Origin of the sequence: Bradyrhizobium sp. SZCCHNR1053, assembly GCF_032381235.1 — a bacterium.
In the GTDB taxonomy this organism is placed as follows: Bacteria; Pseudomonadota; Alphaproteobacteria; order Rhizobiales; family Xanthobacteraceae; genus Bradyrhizobium.
In genome coordinates this window covers 90,428-106,321 of the sequence record NZ_JAUHJM010000001.1, presented here as the reverse complement: position 1 = coordinate 106,321, position 15,894 = coordinate 90,428, and the positions used below count along the sequence as shown (strand labels likewise).

The following is a 15,894-nucleotide window of genomic DNA, read 5'->3' as shown; positions in this document are numbered from 1 at the left end:
GAGGTCGCCGTCAACGCGCAACTGATCGCCGTCGTCATGCAGCATTCATGACCCTGAGCATCCGTTCATAAAGTTGCGATCTGCGACATTTTTCCGGAACGATCGGAGACGCACGGAACGACTCCTACCTCCTGCCGTTGTCGGCGCGGGCAGTGCCAATACGAGGAGGATAGAGGATGACCAATCGCTTGATGGTATCAGTTGCTGCAATCGCGCTCCTGGCGGGTGCAGGTTTTGCTCATGCGCAGAGCGCCGGCGGTGCGGGCGGCGCAGTTGGACAGTCCGGCGGCGCAGCCGGCGGCATGAACGCGCCCGGCGGCACGATGCATCGCGACAGCGCCTCGCCTGCGGCCGGCGGCGCGTCCGACATGCGCTCCAGCCAGTCGGATCAGAAGTCTGGTGCGACCAAGGGCCAGCGCGCCGAGGAAGGCATGAAGGGTCCGACTGCCAAGGGCGCGACCTCCGAGAGCGACAAGGCGGGCTCCAAGAGCATGAAGGCCGAGAGCCGCGACAGCAAGAGCGGCACCAGCACGAACGCCGAAACCAAGACCGGCAGCGACCGGTCGCAGACCACCACCGGACTGGCCGGCGCCGGCGCCAAGCTCACGACCGAGCAGCGCACCAAGATCACCAGCGTGATCCGCAGCCAGCGCGTCGAGCCGGTGACCAACGTGAACTTCAACATCTCGGTCGGGACCCGGGTGCCGCGCGACGTTCACTTCCACCGGCTCCCGGCCGAAGTCGTGACGATCTATCCGGAATGGCGCGGATATGACTTCATCCTGGTTCGTGAGCAGATCATCGTAATCGATCCTCGCACCCACGAGATCGTCGCAGTTCTCGACGCCTGATCCCGACCAGGCAGGCGATGAGGACATGGGGCGGGCAGCAATGCCCGCCCCATTCTATTGCGCCAATCTATTGCGCAAAGAGCACGCAAGGGCGATCACACGCAACCCGTGCAGCCCGGTGGACAAACCTGGTTAATCAGCGATTTCGCACACTTAAGACGGTTTTTTCGTGTGACGGACCAAGCCTCGAACGGCCGGCCTGGCTGCCGAAAGGCTTCCCCTTGGCGGCTTTGTTACCTATAACGCCGCCCACTGCCGCCACACCGCCGGGATGGGAATGGCCGACGCCGCTCACAACACGATCTATGTCCTCAACGGACCCAACCTCAACCTGTTGGGCACCCGCGAGCCGGAGACCTATGGCCACGCCACCCTCGCCGACGTGGAACGGCTCTGCGTCGAGACGGCTGCCCGCTTCGGCCTGGTGGCGGAGTGCCGGCAGTCCAACCATGAGGGCGTGCTGGTCGACTCCATCCATGAGGCCCGCAGCCGCGGTGTGGTCGGAATCATCCTCAATGCCGGCGCCTACTCTCATACCTCCATTGCCCTGCATGACGCGCTGATGGGGGTGAAGATCCCCACCGTTGAAGTGCACATCAGCAACATCCACGCTCGCGAGAGCTTTCGGCACCATTCTTTCACCGCGAAGGCGGCGTTTGCCTCGATCTGCGGCTTCGGCATCGACGGCTACCGGCTCGCGATCACTGGCCTCGCCGCCAAGATCGGCGCCAAAGCCGATACGCAGACCGACATCTAGCGCAAGCCTGACGTCACAGTCCTCACGCCACCCAACGTTCCGGATCAGATCATGGCGCCCCAGCCCGACGACAAGACCATCGCGAAATCCGAAGACAGCCAGCTCATTCGCGAGCTCGCAGCGCTGCTGGATGAGACCAGCCTGACCGAGATCGAGCTGGAGCGTGCCGGCCTTCGCATCCGCGTTGCCCGCAACGTGACCGTTGCGGCGGCCGTCCATTCGTCCATCGGAGCGGTCGCCGCTGGCGTTCCCCTGGTCGCAGCTGCGACGGCGGCGGCCGCCGGCGCGGACTTGTCCAAACATCCCGGCGTGGTGCCCTCGCCCATGGTCGGCACCGCCTATTGGGCGCCCGAGCCCGGCGCCAAGCCGTTCGTCGAGGTCGGCTCCAAGGTGTCGGTCGGTCAGACCCTGATGATCATCGAGGCGATGAAGACGATGAACCAGATTCCGTCACCGCGCGCCGGGACGGTGACGCAGATCCTGGTCGAGGACGGCCAGCCCGTTGAGTTCGGCGAGCCGCTGGTGATCATTGAATAATTGCGAGTAGCGAATGGCGAATAGCGAATAGCCGTCCGTTCCCTATTCGCTACTCCCTATTCGCTACTCGCCACTCGCGCCCGAGGCACCATGTTCGACAAGATCCTCATCGCCAATCGCGGCGAAATCGCCCTTCGCATCCTCAGGGCCTGCAAGGAGCTCGGCATCTCCACCGTCGCGGTGCATTCCACCGCCGACGCCGATGCCATGCATGTCCGCCTCGCCGACGAAAGCGTGTGCATCGGCCCGCCGCCGTCGAAGGACAGCTATCTCAACATCCCCGCGCTGCTCGCCGCCTGTGAGATCACCGGCGCCGACGCCGTGCATCCCGGCTACGGCTTCCTCTCGGAGAACGCGCGCTTCGCCGAGATCCTCGCCGACCACAACCTGCACTTCATCGGACCCAAGGCGGAACACATCCGCCTGATGGGCGACAAGATCGAGGCCAAGAAGACCGCCAAGCGGCTGGGCATTCCGGTCGTTCCCGGCTCCGACGGTGCGGTGACGCCCGACCAGGACGCGATGGCGATCGCCAAGGAGATCGGCTTTCCGGTGCTGGTCAAGGCGGCCGCCGGCGGCGGCGGCCGCGGCATGAAGGTCGCCCACACCGAGGCGGACCTGCAACTGGCGCTGACCACCGCGGCCAACGAGGCCAAATCCGCGTTCGGCGACGCTTCGGTCTATCTCGAGAAGTATCTGCAGAAGCCCCGCCACATCGAGATCCAGGTGCTCGGCGATGGCCGCGGCGGCGCGATCCATCTCGGCGAGCGCGACTGCTCGCTGCAGCGGCGCCACCAGAAGGTCTGGGAGGAAGGCCCCTCGCCGGTGCTCGACCCGGCCAGCCGCGCCAAGATCGGCGAGACAGTCGCCAAGGCGATGCAGGAGCTGAAATATATCGGCGTCGGCACCGTCGAATTCCTCTATGAGGACGGCGAGTTCTACTTCATCGAGATGAACACCCGCATCCAGGTCGAGCATCCCGTCACCGAGATGATCACCGGCATCGACCTCGTGCTGGAGCAGATCCGCATCGCGGCCGGCGGCGACCTGCCGATGACCCAGGACCAGGTTGTCATCAACGGCCACTCCATCGAGTGCCGCGTCAATGCGGAAAATCCCGTCACCTTCCGGCCATCGCCGGGCAAGATCCTGCAGTACCATCCGCCGGGCGGCCTCGGCGTCCGCATCGATTCGGCGGTCTATCAGGGCTACGTGATCCCGCCCTATTACGACTCGCTGGTCGGCAAGCTGATCGTCCACGGCAAGACCCGGGTCGAGTGCCTGATGCGGCTGCGGCGGGCGCTGGACGAGATGGTCGTCGACGGCATCGAGACCACCCTGCCGCTGTTCCGGGCGTTGGTGCGCGAGCCCGCCATCATCGATGGCGACTACCACATCCACTGGCTCGAGCAGTATCTCGCCGGCCAGAACGCGGACTGAGCAGCACCTGAAGAATCCCGCGGCCCGGCGGGAACTCTTCGGTCTGCACGACGTTCTGCTCTGTCGGCGGTTCCGCTGAGGGGGCAGGTATTTCAATCGGCATGCGAGTGAGCGGTGGCGCCTGAGATCAGACAGAGGCGCACGCTAGGACAAATCCTGCTGTTGTCGGCGGGATTCCTGGTGCTGGTCGTCGTCAGCACGGCCTCGGTGCTGCTGGTCAACAAGGCCCGCAGAGACAGCGCCTGGGTGGTGCACACCATCGAGGCGGAGAACCAGATCAATGCGCTGCTGCTCGAGGTCCGCCGCGCCGAGAGCGGCGCCCGCGCCTACCTGCTGACCCAGAGCCCGGATTTTCTCAGAGATCACGAAGCCGCCGTTGCCGCGATCCGGCCCGTGCTCGACAAGCTTGCGACGCTCCTCGCCGACAACCAGGCTCAGGTGACGAAGCTCGCCAGATTGCGCAGCATCATCGAGACCCGACTGGCGCAATTCGACCGGGAGAAGGCTCTCGTCGCGTCCGGCGATCTTCCCAGTGCGGTGGCCCTGGTGCGCGATGCCGCATCGATCGACAGCAGCACGACCATGCGTACCACCGCCGAGGCGATGCGCACCGAGGAGGAACGCCTGCTGGCGGTGCGAACCACCAATGCCGACGAGAGCCAGCAGCTCGCGACCATCGTCACTGTCGCCGGTTCGGCGCTGGTCGTCCTGCTCGCCGTCATCTCGCTGCTCCTTGTGCGCCGCTCGACCAGCGCCCGCGACGAGGCCGAGGCCAAGCTGCGCGAGAGCAACCTCAACCTCGAAGCCACCGTCGACGAGCGCACCGCCGACCTGCGCGAGGCCAATGAGGAGATCCAGCGCTTCGCCTACATCGTGAGCCACGATCTGCGCTCGCCGCTCGTCAACATCATGGGCTTCACCAGCGAGCTCGACGAGCTGCGCAGCGACATCTTCCGGCGCATCGCGGCGCTCGCGCGCGCGGTGTCGGACGCGCCGCCGCCCGCCGAAGGCACCGAGCCGGAGCTCGAAGGCGCCGACAAGCAGCTCTCGGAGGATTTCACCGAGGCGCTGGGCTTCATCAAGTCCTCGATCGCAAAAATGGACCGGCTCATCACCGCCATCCTCAATTTGACCCGCGAAGGCCGCCGCGAGTTCGTGCCGGTGCGCATCGACACCCGCGAGCTGATCGAGGGCATCGTCTCGACGCTCGCGCATCAGGCTGCGGAAACCAACACCACCATCCGCGTGGAGCCGCTGCCCGCCATCGTCAGCGACCGCCTTGCGCTGGAGCAGATCTTTTCCAACCTGATCGACAACGCGATCAAATATCTGAAGCCCGGCGTTGCCGGTGACATCGCCATTCGCGCCCGCACCAAGCTCGGTTTCGCCATCTTCGAGATCACGGACAATGGCCGGGGGATTGATCCCAGGGATCACCAACGTATCTTTGATCTGTTCCGCCGCGCCGGGACCCAGGACCGTCCGGGTCAGGGGATCGGATTGGCCCATGTGCGCGCGCTGGTGCGCCGGCTCGGCGGAACCATGTCGGTCGCGTCGGAGCTCGACCAGGGCAGCACGTTCACCATCACGCTCCCGATCAACTGGAACGCCTCAACCCGGAACTCAGACCGATGACCATGCCCGTGACGATCATCATGATCGAGGACGACGAAGGCCACGCCCGCCTGATCGAGCGCAACATCCGCCGCTCGGGAGTCAACAACGAGATCAAGCCGTTCACCAACGGTACAGATGCCGTGAAGTATCTGCTGGGTGCTGACGGCACCGGCCTCGATCACAAGGGGCAAGCATTGCTGATCCTGCTGGACCTGAACCTGCCGGACATGACCGGCATCGACATCCTCAAGATGGTCAAGCAGAACAGCTTCCTGAAGAGCGCGCCCGTGGTCATCCTGACCACGACCGACGACTCGCAGGAGATCAAGCGCTGCTACGAGCTCGGCTGCAACGTCTACATCACCAAGCCGGTCAACTACGAAAGCTTCGCCAACGCCATTCGCCAGCTTGGTCTGTTCTTCTCCGTCATCCAGGTTCCGCCCGCCGCATGAGCTCCGCCGCCCCCACGCTGCTCTACATCGACGACGACGCGGCGCTGGCGCGGCTGGTCGAGCGCGGGCTCAAGCGATTGGGCTTCACGGTGGAACACGCCGCCGACGGCAGCGCGGGCTTGCAGAGGCTGGAGCGCGGCGGGATCGACGTCGTTGCGCTCGACCAGTACATGCCCGGCTTCGACGGGCTCGAGACGCTGGAGCGCATCATGGCGCTGCCCGAACCGCCGCCGGTGGTGTTCGTCACCGCCTCGCAGGATTCCAAGATCGCGGTCACAGCCCTGAAGGCGGGCGCAGCCGACTACCTCGTCAAGGACGTGCAGGGCGAGTTCATCCCGCTGCTGCAGGTCGCAGCCGAAGGCGCGGTGCGGCAGGCACGGCTGCAGAAGGCCCGCGACGAGGCGGAGGCCGAAGTGCGGGCGTCACGCGACCGCTACGCGGCGTTGGCGGCGGAGCGCGAGGTCCTGCTGCGCGAGGTCAATCATCGCGTCGGCAATTCGCTGCAGATCATCGCCTCGCTGCTGCATCTTCAGGCCAACTCCAGCACCCAGGACGACGTCAAGGCCGCGCTCACCAATGCGATGGGCCGCGTCGCCGCCGTGGCGCAGGTGCACCGCCGGCTCTACACGTCTCAGGATCTCAAGAGCGTGCTGCTCAACCAGTATCTGGATTCGCTGCTCGACGACCTGCGCCGCTCGGCCGAGGGCAACCGGATGTCGCGGCTGACCCTGAAGGCGGAGCCGGTCGAGATCGACCCGGATCGCGCGGTCGCGATCGGCATCGTCGTCAACGAGCTGGTCATGAACGCGGTCAAATACGCCTACCCCGATGGGCCGGGCCCGATCCATGTCGAGCTGAAGCTTGCAGGCGAGGACATCGTGCTGTCGATTGCCGACGACGGCGTCGGCCTCAACGCAACCAGCGATCCGCGTTCGACCGGAATGGGCCAGCGCATCGTCAGCGCCATGGCGACCAAGCTCGATGCCACCGTCGGCCCCGATCCGAGCCATGCCGGCACCAAGATCGTGGTCCGCTTCCGCCTCGAAAAACATGCTCCCAAGCCCGCGGCTGCTGGGGTCGGCTGAGCCGACGCAGCCGGCACGCGACCATCGCGCACCCGACGTCGGCCTGCTATGCTGATCCCATGAATACGCGCGACTCTGCAGCGTCCGAGATCACGCCCGAGGTGCTGCTGCGTGCCTATGCCTGCGGCATCTTCCCGATGGCCGAAAGCGCCGACGACCCGACCTTGTTCTGGGTCGAGCCGGAGCTGCGCGGCGTCATTCCGCTCGACGGCTTTCGCGTCGCCTCGCGCCTTGCGCGCACGGTCCGATCGGACACCTTCACCGTGACCGTGAACCAGGCCTTCAAGGCGGTGATGGATGGCTGTGCCGAACCGCAGCCCGGTCGCGAGGACACCTGGATCAACAAGCGTATCCGCGAGCTCTACAGTGGCCTCCACGCGCTCGGCCATTGCCACAGCGTCGAATGCTGGCAGGATGGCGAGCTGGTGGGCGGCCTCTACGGCGTCAGCCTGGGCCGCGCCTTCTTCGGCGAGAGCATGTTTCATCGCACCCGCGACGCCTCGAAGGTCGCGCTGGTGCATCTCGTCGCGCGGCTGATCGCCGGCGGCTTCGAGTTGCTCGACACCCAATACGTCACCGAGCACCTCAAGACCTTCGGCGCCGTCGAGATCCCGCGCCGGCGCTACACCGTGCTGCTCGAAAAGGCCCTGAGGGGACCGGCCGCCAATTTCGCCAGGCTGGCGGTCGATCGGCCGATGCCGGGTACCGAAGCGTTGGCGATCATCGCCGCGCGCGGCTGAGCCCGGTTATCTGAACACTCCGCCGAACGGTCCGCCCGCCTGGGGCGGCGGCGGCGGTGGCGGCACCTGCTGGGTCTGATATTGCTGCGGCGGCGATGGCGGCCTGGGAGCCGCCTGCCTCTGCTGCGGCGGCCGCTTCTGTGCCGGCTGCGCCGTGGGCGTGGGCTTCTGATCGGGGGCTGCGCTGACCACCGTGGTCTGCGGCTCTTTGCAGTCGACCAGCCAGATGTCGTAGATCGGGTGCTCGACGCCGTGCAGGCCGGGGCTGGCCGCGAACATCCAGCCCGAGAAGATGCGCTTCACCTCGCCCTGCAAGGTGATCTCGTCGACCTGCACGAACGCGTCGGTGTTGGCGGCCTCGGTGGCCGGCCTCGTGTAGCAGGCGTCGGTCTTCACCCGGAGCGCGCCGAACTGCACGGTCTCGCCGATGTCCTCGTCGAAATTGATGATGCGGCCGGTGATCTTGTCGAGCCCGGAGAAGCTCGCCTTCTTGTTCACGATCTTCTGCGCCGGCGGCTCGGTCACGACCTCGTCGCCCGGCTGGATGGTGGCCGGCGTCTGCGGCACCGCGCCGTTCGGCGGGATCGCCGCATTCTGGGGGGCGCCGCGAGCCGGTGCCTGCCGCTGACCGGGCGCAGCCTGGCCGGGCGGCGGCACGGCCGCGACGGGGGGATTGTTCTGTGGCAGGATCGTCGTTCCCGGCGGCGGCGCCAGCGGCTGGGATTGGACCGGGCCCGGCAGGGCGGCGCCCTGCCCTGGCGGCGGACGGGTCGGCGCCGGCAGCACCCGGCCCTGCGGCAGCTCCGGGACCTCCTCCTCTTCCTCGGGAGGCGGAATCGGCTCGCCACGGCGCGGAATGTTGCCCGGCGGGCGCGGAACGGGATCGGAGAAAATGGTACCGATCTGCGCGCGCGCCGGCACGGACAGCGTGAGGGATGTGGCGGCCAGCAATGCCGCGATACCGGTCAGGACGATTGTTCGGTGCATCTCGCGCGGCTTTATCAGGCGAATCGGGGTTCGGGACAATCAAATCGCGTCATGACCCATCCGCCGCTCTCGATCAGCCCTCCCGTTAACATGTCGAATACGGCGGGGGAAGGGCGAGCTGCCAGCGCTCCGCGTGCTGGTCAGCCGGTTCATCCAATGAGATAGTCGTGATCAAGAGCCCGATCGGAACCGGCGTCAAAGGGAAGGAAACCGATGTCTGATTCGATCCGTCTCGACGGCCGAGTGGCCGTCGTTACCGGTGCGGCCGGCGTCATCGGCGCCGCGACCATGCGGCTGCTGGCCGCACGCGGTGCCCGCATCGTCGCGGTGGACCGGCGCGAGGCCGATCTCGCCGCCGCGACGGCCGCCCTGCCCGCAAGCGCCGAGGCGCTCGCCGTGGCCGCCGACGTCACCGACGAGGACCAGGTCGCGGCTTATGTGCGACAAGCGTGCGATCGGTTCGGCACCATCGACGTGTTCTTCAACAACGCCGGCATCGAAGGCGAGATCAAGCCGATCACCGCCTATCCGCTGGAGGCGTTCCGTCGCGTGCTCGACGTCAACGTCGTCGGCGTCTTCCTCGGCCTCAAGCACGTGCTTCCGGTGATGCTGAAGCAGAACCGCGGCTCGATCATCAACACCGCCTCGATCGCCGGCCTGATCGGCTCGCCGCAGATCGCCGTCTACAGCGCCAGCAAGCACGCGGTCATCGGCTTGACCAAGAGCGCGTCCTGGGAGTGCACCGGGACCAATGTGCGTGTGAACTGCATCTGCCCCGGGCTGATCGAGAGCCGCATGCTGAGCGCGATCATCGAAGGACGCAGCGGCGCCCCGGTTCCGGCCGACAAGGTGGTCGATCGCGTCCCCGCACGCCGACTCGGCCAGGGCGCAGAGGTGGCCTCGATCGTCGCCTTCCTCGCCTCCGACGATGCCAGCTACGTCTCCGGCGCCGCCTACACCGTCGATGGTGGCCGCACCGCCGCTTGACGTCCCCTCAACGCACAGGTCGATTGCAATGCCCGTTCAGCTCGATGCCGATGCCGCCGCCGTCTACAAGGCGTTCCAGGAGGGCGGTCGGCCGGCCTATGAGACGCTGACACCGCAGGAGGCGCGGGACTACTATCTGGCCGCGCGCGTCGTGAGCAATCCCGAGCCGCCCGAGCTTGCGGACGTCAAGGACCTCGCCATCCCTGCCCCGCATGGCGCAATCCCGGCACGGCTCTATCGGCCAAGGGCGGTGCGGCAGACCAACGGTCTTGCGCCGGGATTGGTGTTCTATCACGGCGGCGGCTGGGTGATCGGCAATCTGGATTCGCATGACGTGGTATGCCGCGCGCTGGCGCACGAAGGCGAACTGATCGTGATCTCGGTCGACTACCGCCTCGCGCCCGAGCACAAGTTTCCGGCGGCGGTCGACGACGCCGTCGCGGCCATACGATGGATCGCCGACAATGCCGCCGCGCTCGGCATCGATGCCGCCAGGCTCAGCGTCGGCGGCGATTCCGCTGGCGGCAATCTCGCCGCCGTCGTCGCACTCTCGGCGCGTGACGGCAACGGCCCGAAGCTCTCAGGCCAGGTGCTGATCTATCCGGCCACCGACTTCACGATGAGCCATCCCTCCCACAGCGAGCCCGAGACCAGCGTGCTGCTGACGCATTCGGTCATCCGCTGGTTTCGCGACCATTATCTCAACAGCGTCGCCGACATTCACGATTGGCGGGCCTCGCCGGCGAAGGCGGAAAGCCTGGTGGGGCTACCGCCCGCTTATGTGCTCACCGCCGGCGCCGATCCGCTGCGCGACGAAGGCGACGACTACGCGCGGCGCCTGCGCGAGGCCGGCGTGGCGGTGACCTACCGAACGCATCCCGGCCAGTTCCACGGCTTCTTCACGATGGGCAAGCTGTTGGACCAGGCCAATGTCGCGGCGCGCGACATCGGCGCCTGGCTGAAGCAGCTCGACCGGCCCGGCGGCATCTGAGCGTTACCGCGCTGAGCTCAGAACGCAACGACCCGCGAGTTCGCGGATCGTGCTCACATGCGGCCGAAGTCGTCTCGTGTGAGATCGGCTTGCTCGCGCTCGAGCAGCAGCTACATCCCGTGCAAGCCGGGCGGGACGACTGGACAGCTCACATCTCATTCCTCGCAGCAGGAGACTCCCGCATGAAGACCGTGAACCTCGCCGACAAGCTGAGCCAATTCTCAGGCCATTGGGACCCGCACGTGATCGCGGACTACAACGACAATGACGTGATGGTCGTGAAGTTCATGGGAGAATTCCCGTTCCACAAGCATGACACGACGGATGACTTCTTCCTGGTCCTGGAAGGCGAGATGGAGATGGACATTCAGGGGCAGCCTTCGCGGACGGTGAAGGCCGGCGAGTTGTTCGTCGTCCCCAAAGGGGTCGTCCACCGGCCGCGCGCGGCCAAAGAGGTCAAGGTGCTCCTGATCGAACCCAAGGGCGAACCGAACTCCGGCGACTCCGACCGGGTGCCCGCGCCCAAGCCGCGCATCTGACTCGCCGGAAGGCGTCAGAGCTTCGGGACTCCGCGAGCTTGAGATATCATTCAGAGCGGACAGGTGAGCAGGATAAACATGGAGCCAACTCTGGAGATTGCGCTGGCTTGGTTCAAGCCCGAAGAGTGGGAGAGGATCTGCCCAGATCTGCACGACACCTACGAAGAATGGCTGGCCAGCGCTCAGGAGGTCATCGACACGATCGGCAGTCGCCCGGACGAGCGGATCGTGAAAGTGATCCTGACCGCGGCCGAGCTTCGGAAATGGCAACGTGCGACCGGGCGCAAAGTCGATGGCAGGGTTCGCTCACAGCTCGCCGCCAGGGGCGCGCGCAAGATCCGCAACGAGCCCCCACAGTCGGCCCCCGAGCCCCGTTCTGGCTCAGAAGGCAGTCGCTGACGTTGTCGCTCAGGCGGGCCACCGCCAGTTCTGAGGGCGCAACGGCCGCCCATGCAGCGGACGAAGCGGAGCATCGCCGAAATGTCCGCTGTTTTTGCGCTGCAACCGAGATAGTGTCCTGTCGCCCGCAAGGACGGCTTGTGGCCGTCTGGCGGGCCCCTCCTCCGATAGGATCGCCCCGATGTTCGACCGCTTGACCCGCCAGCCCGATGATCCCCTGCTCGCTCTGATCGGCATCTTCAAAGCCGATCCGAGGCCGGACAAGGTCGATCTCGGCGTCGGCGTCTATCGCGACGAGGCCGGCCATTCGCCGATCTTCCGCGCTGTGAAAGCTGCGGAGCGCATCATCTGGGAGAGCCAGGACAGCAAGAGCTATGTGGCGCCGGAAGGCGACCAGCGCTTCCTCGACCTGTTGTGGTCGCTCGTCGGCGGCCCCGCGCCATCGGTCCATGCCGCAGGCGTGCAGACTCCGGGCGGCTCGGGCGCGCTCCGCCTCGCCGCCGATCTGATCCGGCAGGCCGGCACCGGCAAGATCTGGCTCGGCCTGCCGAGCTGGCCCAATCACGCCGGCATCTTCGCCGCGGCGGGACTCGAGGTCGAGACCTATCCATACTTCGACGTGCCATCGCAGACCCTGCAGCTCGACGGCATGCTCGACGCGCTGCGGCGCGCTCAGCCGGGCGATGCCGTCCTGATCCATGCCTGCTGCCATAACCCGAGCGGCGCTCCCCTCAGCGCCGACGACTGGACGCGGATCACCGCCATGATCACAGCGCGCGGCCTCGTGCCGCTGATCGATTCCGCCTATCAGGGCTTCGGCGCCGGCCTCGACGGCGATGCGGCCGGTCTGCGGATGCTGATCGCGGCCGTCCCCGAGGCGCTCGTCGCAGTGTCCTGCTCGAAGTCGTTCGGACTCTATCGTGAGCGCACTGGTGCTCTTTACGCCGTCGCGGCATCGCAGGCGGCAGCCGACACCGCGCGCTCCAATCTCGTCGCGATCGCGCGCACCAGCTACTCGATGCCGCCGGACCACGGTTCGGCGATCGTGAAGACCATTCTCGGCAGCCCCGATCTGCGGCGCGACTGGAGCGAAGAGTTGGAATCGATGCGCCTGCGCCTTGCGACGCTGCGCCGTGCCTTTGCCGAGGCGCTCGGTGGCCGCTGGTCCAACACGGTCGCCATTGGCGTCCAGGAAGGCATGTTCTCGCTGCTGCCACTTACCCCGGCGGAGGTGCTGACCCTGCGTGAGAAGAGCGGCGTCTACATGCCGACCTCGGGCCGCATCAATGTCGCCGGCCTGAAGCTATCAGACGTGACGCGCGTCGCCGGCCTGTTCAAGTCGCTTTGAGCGAGCGCGGGCGAGGAATGACAGCGTGACCGAGATCGTCCAGGAACGGCACAAGCTCTACGAAGACGCAATGGCCCTGACGCTCGGCACGCTGTTCGTCTCGCTGGGCATGCTCATCTACAGCAAGACGGTGCTGCTGGTCGGCAGCACCGCCGGCCTGTCGCTGCTGCTGAGCTATATCAGCGGCTACGGCTTCGGCGTCAGCTTCTTCCTGCTCAACCTGCCCTTCTACGTGCTGGCCGTGAAGCGCATGGGCTGGCCGTTCACGATCCGCACCTTCCTGGCGGTCGGGCTTGTGGCGCTGTTCTCGCGCCTGACGACGTCCTGGGTGGAGATTGCGTGGATCGAGCCGATCTATGCCACCATCATCGGCGCCGGCCTGACCGGCACAGGGCTGCTGATGCTGTTCCGCCATCGCACGGGCCTCGGCGGCATCAACATCCTGGCGCTGTATCTGCAGGAGCACTGGAAGATCAGGGCCGGCTACTTCCAGCTCGCGGTCGACGTCCTGATCATGATCGCCGCCTTTTTCGTCATCCCCGTGAACCGGCTGGCGCTGTCGATCATCGGCATCGTGATTGTCAACGTCATCATCGCGATCAACCACAAGCCGGGGCGCTACATGGCGCTGAGCTGAACGGCCGAGCTCCAACCGCAAGGTCGATCTGCGCTCGGATAGCCCCCACCGTGACACGCGCCGGATGCCGCATGGGTGCGCTGCACCTTGCCAGACGGCGCATTCCGTGGGATGAAAGCTCTGGTATGCCAGCAACCGAGGCAATGGGTTACCGCCTCCGTCCGCCCCTGCGGGGCGCCTGACGGACTCTTCGGTGCGGCTGGATCGCCAACAAGAAACGCGAACGCAAAATCTCGAACCGATCTCTGGGGACGACCAAGGTATGGCACGCAACATTCTGATTCTCGGGGCTTCCTACGGCTCCCTCCTCGGCACCAAGCTGCTGATGGCCGGCCACAACGTGACGCTGGTCTGCCGCAAGAAGACCGCCGAGCTGATCAACCGCGACGGCACGGAGGTCCGCATCAAGCTGCGCGACGAGCCGGCGCATCGCTCGATCTTCTCGCGCGACCTGCCGGGCAAGCTCGACGCGGCCACGCCGGATAGCGTCGACCTGTCGCGCTACGACCTGGTTGGCCTGGCGATGCAGGAACCGCAATACACCAACCACACCATTCGCGTGCTGATGGTGAAGATCGCCGAGGCCAGGCTGCCGTGCCTGTCGATCATGAACATGCCGCCGCTGCCCTATCTCAAGCGCATCCCGGCGCTCGCCAACGTCGACCTCGACGAGGCCTACACCAACCCCGCGGTGTGGGAACGCTTCACGCCCGGGCTGGTCACGCTGTGCTCGCCGGATCCGCAGGCCTTCCGTCCGCCGGAGGAAGCCGCCAACGTGCTGCATGTCGGCCTGCCGACCAACTTCAAGGCCGCCGCCTTCGAGGACGAAAAGCACAATGCGCTGCTGCGTGAGCTGGAGCGCGACATCGACGCGGTCAGGCTCGACGGCCAGGACGTGCCGGTGAAGCTGAAGGTGTTCGACTCGCTGTTCGTGCCGCTGGCGAAGTGGTCGATGCTGCTCACCGGCAACTATCGCTGCATCACGCGCGGTGAGCCGCAGGCCATCCGTGATGCCGTTCATGGCAATCTCGCCCAGTCGAAATCGATCTACGAGCACGTCGATGCCATCGCGCGCAAGCTCGGCGCAGATCCGAGCGACCAGGTGCCGTTCGAAAAATACGCCAAGGCGGCCGAGAGCCTGCTCAAGCCGTCGTCGGCCGCGCGGGCCGTCGCCGCGGGCGCGCCGTTCATCGAGCGCGTCGACCTTCTGGTGAAGCTGATCTCGCAGCAGCTCGGCATGCCCAATGCCGAGATCGACCAGACGGTGCAGACCGTCGACTTCAAGCTCAACGAGAAGATCGTGGTCGGCGGCTCCAGCGCGCAGTGATGAGCAGGCGCCGACATCGTCCGTAACCAGATGTGACTTTGCATGAACGCGCGGCCAACGCATGGTTCGCGCGTTCATTGATTCACAGCGTTCGGAATGAAGATGCCATCCTTCGGGCCTCTCGCTTTTCCTCTGCAGGCCCTGAGCTGGCTCGGCAATCAGGGCACCCGCGCCATCGTCGCGGTGCTGCTGCTGGCGATCGCCGTGCCGCCGCTCGGCGAGCTGGCGCGACCCTACGTCACGCACGCGATCTTCCTGCTGCTCTGCATCTCGTTCATGCGCGTCGACGTCGCGATGCTAACAGCGCATCTGCGCCGCCCGCTGCTGGTGGTGGCCGCGACGGCCTGGACCACGATCGCCGTGCCGGCGCTGGTCGGCTCGATCGGGCGCATCACGGGCGTCGATGCCACAGCGCCCGACCTGTATCTCGCGCTGATGCTGCAGGGGACGGCCTCGCCGATGATGGCCTCGCCCGCGCTCGCCGCGCTGATGGGGCTCGACGCGACACTCGTTCTCATCACGCTGGTGACCTCGACCGCGCTGGTGCCGCTGACGGCACCGCTGTTCGCCTATGTGTTCCTGGGCGAGACGCTGTCACTGTCTCCGGCCGCGCTCGGGCTGAAGCTCGCCGCCATCCTTGCGGGCGCGCTGGCTGCGGCCGCCGCGATCCGCCTTGCCTTCGGCATCGATACGATCCGCCGCCATCGCGCGCCGATCGACGGCTTCAACGTCCTCATCCTGTTCGTGTTCGCCTCCGCCATCATGGCTCATTTCCTGGCCGACCTGGCCGCGAGCCCGTTCCGCATGCTGGGACTAGCGCTGCTCGCCTTCACCGTGTTCTTGCTGTTGCTTGGTACCACGATGCTGCTGTTTCGCGGCGCGGGCCGCGAACGCGCCATGGCGCTCGGCATGATGGTATCGCTGCGCAACATGGGGCTGATGCTGGCGGCGACCGAGGGCGCGATCCCCGGCACCACCTGGCTGTATTTCGCGATGAGCCAGTTCCCGATTCACCTTGCCCCGCAGTTGCTGCGGCCGCTCGCCGAGCGCCTGCGTCCGAAGGCGCTTCCATCTGGCGGGACCGATCACGGCTTGACCAGCCCTGCATCGGAATGAGGCAAAGCAGCAACGGCATGCGGCCGCTTCGGCATGACGCGACGGCCAGCCGCTTACTATCAAGGCCGACATGGTTGTTGCTGG

17 protein-coding genes are annotated in these 15,894 nt (G+C 66.2%); 16 read left to right on the top strand and 1 reads right to left on the bottom strand.

The window, feature by feature from the left end:
- The first annotated feature begins 176 nt into the window (after nucleotides 1-176).
- From QX051_RS00555 to aat, 8 genes are all read left to right on the top strand, one after another.
- Entirely contained in the window at nucleotides 177-851 is a 675-nt protein-coding gene (locus QX051_RS00555; RefSeq protein WP_315774629.1) for a DUF1236 domain-containing protein, read from the top strand.
- A 277-nt stretch (nucleotides 852-1,128) separates the two neighbouring features.
- Nucleotides 1,129-1,608 carry a type II 3-dehydroquinate dehydratase gene (aroQ, locus tag QX051_RS00550; RefSeq protein WP_315755619.1) on the top strand — a complete coding sequence of 160 codons (480 nt, stop codon included), beginning with the start codon at nucleotides 1,129-1,131 and terminating at the stop codon, nucleotides 1,606-1,608.
- A 51-nt stretch (nucleotides 1,609-1,659) separates the two neighbouring features.
- A complete protein-coding gene (gene accB / locus QX051_RS00545) occupies nucleotides 1,660-2,145 on the top strand; it encodes an acetyl-CoA carboxylase biotin carboxyl carrier protein (RefSeq protein ID WP_315737772.1) in 486 nt (161 codons plus the stop codon).
- A gap of 90 nt (nucleotides 2,146-2,235) precedes the next feature.
- A complete protein-coding gene (gene accC / locus QX051_RS00540) occupies nucleotides 2,236-3,585 on the top strand; it encodes an acetyl-CoA carboxylase biotin carboxylase subunit (RefSeq protein ID WP_315737771.1) in 1,350 nt (449 codons plus the stop codon).
- 114 nt (nucleotides 3,586-3,699) lie between these two features.
- Nucleotides 3,700-5,220, top strand: coding sequence for a sensor histidine kinase (locus tag QX051_RS00535; RefSeq protein ID WP_315774628.1), 1,521 nt, complete (start codon nucleotides 3,700-3,702; stop codon nucleotides 5,218-5,220).
- A complete protein-coding gene (locus tag QX051_RS00530) occupies nucleotides 5,217-5,654 on the top strand; it encodes a response regulator (protein ID WP_315737769.1) in 438 nt (145 codons plus the stop codon). Before QX051_RS00535 ends, QX051_RS00530 begins: the two co-directional genes overlap by 4 nt.
- The gene (locus tag QX051_RS00525) at nucleotides 5,651-6,739 is read left to right on the top strand and encodes a sensor histidine kinase (RefSeq protein ID WP_315774627.1); all 1,089 of its coding nucleotides are present in this window, start codon (nucleotides 5,651-5,653) and stop codon (nucleotides 6,737-6,739) included. Before QX051_RS00530 ends, QX051_RS00525 begins: the two co-directional genes overlap by 4 nt.
- 59 nt (nucleotides 6,740-6,798) lie before the next feature.
- Nucleotides 6,799-7,479: a leucyl/phenylalanyl-tRNA--protein transferase gene (aat, locus tag QX051_RS00520; RefSeq protein ID WP_315737767.1), complete on the top strand. Its 681-nt coding sequence runs from the start codon at nucleotides 6,799-6,801 to the stop codon at nucleotides 7,477-7,479.
- A 6-nt stretch (nucleotides 7,480-7,485) separates the two neighbouring features.
- On the opposite strand, the gene QX051_RS00515 is transcribed toward aat, so the two are convergent.
- Complete coding sequence (locus QX051_RS00515) at nucleotides 7,486-8,466, bottom strand: DUF2155 domain-containing protein (RefSeq protein WP_315737766.1); 981 nt, start codon at nucleotides 8,464-8,466, stop codon at nucleotides 7,486-7,488.
- A 213-nt stretch (nucleotides 8,467-8,679) separates the two neighbouring features.
- On the opposite strand from QX051_RS00515, the gene QX051_RS00510 reads away from it, so the two are divergent.
- From QX051_RS00510 to QX051_RS00475, 8 genes are all read left to right on the top strand, one after another.
- Nucleotides 8,680-9,453 (top strand): SDR family oxidoreductase, encoded by a 774-nt coding sequence (locus tag QX051_RS00510; RefSeq protein WP_315774626.1) that lies wholly within the window; start codon nucleotides 8,680-8,682, stop codon nucleotides 9,451-9,453.
- Between the two features lie 28 nt (nucleotides 9,454-9,481).
- Nucleotides 9,482-10,444: an alpha/beta hydrolase gene (locus QX051_RS00505; protein ID WP_315774625.1), complete on the top strand. Its 963-nt coding sequence runs from the start codon at nucleotides 9,482-9,484 to the stop codon at nucleotides 10,442-10,444.
- A gap of 182 nt (nucleotides 10,445-10,626) precedes the next feature.
- Entirely contained in the window at nucleotides 10,627-10,983 is a 357-nt protein-coding gene (locus tag QX051_RS00500; protein ID WP_315737764.1) for a cupin domain-containing protein, read from the top strand.
- A 78-nt stretch (nucleotides 10,984-11,061) separates the two neighbouring features.
- Complete coding sequence (locus QX051_RS00495) at nucleotides 11,062-11,382, top strand: hypothetical protein (protein ID WP_315774624.1); 321 nt, start codon at nucleotides 11,062-11,064, stop codon at nucleotides 11,380-11,382.
- Between the two features lie 181 nt (nucleotides 11,383-11,563).
- Nucleotides 11,564-12,730 carry an amino acid aminotransferase gene (locus QX051_RS00490; protein WP_315774623.1) on the top strand — a complete coding sequence of 389 codons (1,167 nt, stop codon included), beginning with the start codon at nucleotides 11,564-11,566 and terminating at the stop codon, nucleotides 12,728-12,730.
- 25 nt (nucleotides 12,731-12,755) lie between these two features.
- On the top strand, nucleotides 12,756-13,367 hold the full coding sequence (locus tag QX051_RS00485) for a YitT family protein (protein ID WP_315774621.1): 612 nt from the start codon (nucleotides 12,756-12,758) through the stop codon (nucleotides 13,365-13,367).
- Nucleotides 13,368-13,629: 262 nt separating this feature from the next.
- On the top strand, nucleotides 13,630-14,694 hold the full coding sequence (locus QX051_RS00480; RefSeq protein WP_315755634.1) for a ketopantoate reductase family protein: 1,065 nt from the start codon (nucleotides 13,630-13,632) through the stop codon (nucleotides 14,692-14,694).
- A gap of 102 nt (nucleotides 14,695-14,796) precedes the next feature.
- Nucleotides 14,797-15,810: a Na+-dependent transporter gene (locus tag QX051_RS00475; RefSeq protein WP_315775293.1), complete on the top strand. Its 1,014-nt coding sequence runs from the start codon at nucleotides 14,797-14,799 to the stop codon at nucleotides 15,808-15,810.
- The last annotated feature ends 84 nt before the right edge of the window (nucleotides 15,811-15,894 follow it).

Bases quoted from the DNA above. Each gene is read 5' to 3' on its own strand.
- QX051_RS00530 (WP_315737769.1), top strand. From the start codon at position 5,217: ATGACCATGCCCGTGACGATCATCATGATCGAGGACGACGAAGGCCAC.
- QX051_RS00490 (WP_315774623.1), top strand. From the start codon at position 11,564: ATGTTCGACCGCTTGACCCGCCAGCCCGATGATCCCCTGCTCGCTCTG.
- QX051_RS00495 (WP_315774624.1), top strand. From the start codon at position 11,062: ATGGAGCCAACTCTGGAGATTGCGCTGGCTTGGTTCAAGCCCGAAGAG.
- QX051_RS00500 (WP_315737764.1), top strand. From the start codon at position 10,627: ATGAAGACCGTGAACCTCGCCGACAAGCTGAGCCAATTCTCAGGCCAT.
- QX051_RS00480 (WP_315755634.1), top strand. From the start codon at position 13,630: ATGGCACGCAACATTCTGATTCTCGGGGCTTCCTACGGCTCCCTCCTC.
- QX051_RS00505 (WP_315774625.1), top strand. From the start codon at position 9,482: ATGCCCGTTCAGCTCGATGCCGATGCCGCCGCCGTCTACAAGGCGTTC.
- accC (WP_315737771.1), top strand. From the start codon at position 2,236: ATGTTCGACAAGATCCTCATCGCCAATCGCGGCGAAATCGCCCTTCGC.
- QX051_RS00510 (WP_315774626.1), top strand. From the start codon at position 8,680: ATGTCTGATTCGATCCGTCTCGACGGCCGAGTGGCCGTCGTTACCGGT.
- QX051_RS00525 (WP_315774627.1), top strand. From the start codon at position 5,651: ATGAGCTCCGCCGCCCCCACGCTGCTCTACATCGACGACGACGCGGCG.
- accB (WP_315737772.1), top strand. From the start codon at position 1,660: ATGGCGCCCCAGCCCGACGACAAGACCATCGCGAAATCCGAAGACAGC.
- aat (WP_315737767.1), top strand. From the start codon at position 6,799: ATGAATACGCGCGACTCTGCAGCGTCCGAGATCACGCCCGAGGTGCTG.
- QX051_RS00555 (WP_315774629.1), top strand. From the start codon at position 177: ATGACCAATCGCTTGATGGTATCAGTTGCTGCAATCGCGCTCCTGGCG.
- aroQ (WP_315755619.1), top strand. From the start codon at position 1,129: ATGGCCGACGCCGCTCACAACACGATCTATGTCCTCAACGGACCCAAC.
- QX051_RS00515 (WP_315737766.1), bottom strand. From the start codon at position 8,466: ATGCACCGAACAATCGTCCTGACCGGTATCGCGGCATTGCTGGCCGCC.
- QX051_RS00475 (WP_315775293.1), top strand. From the start codon at position 14,797: ATGCCATCCTTCGGGCCTCTCGCTTTTCCTCTGCAGGCCCTGAGCTGG.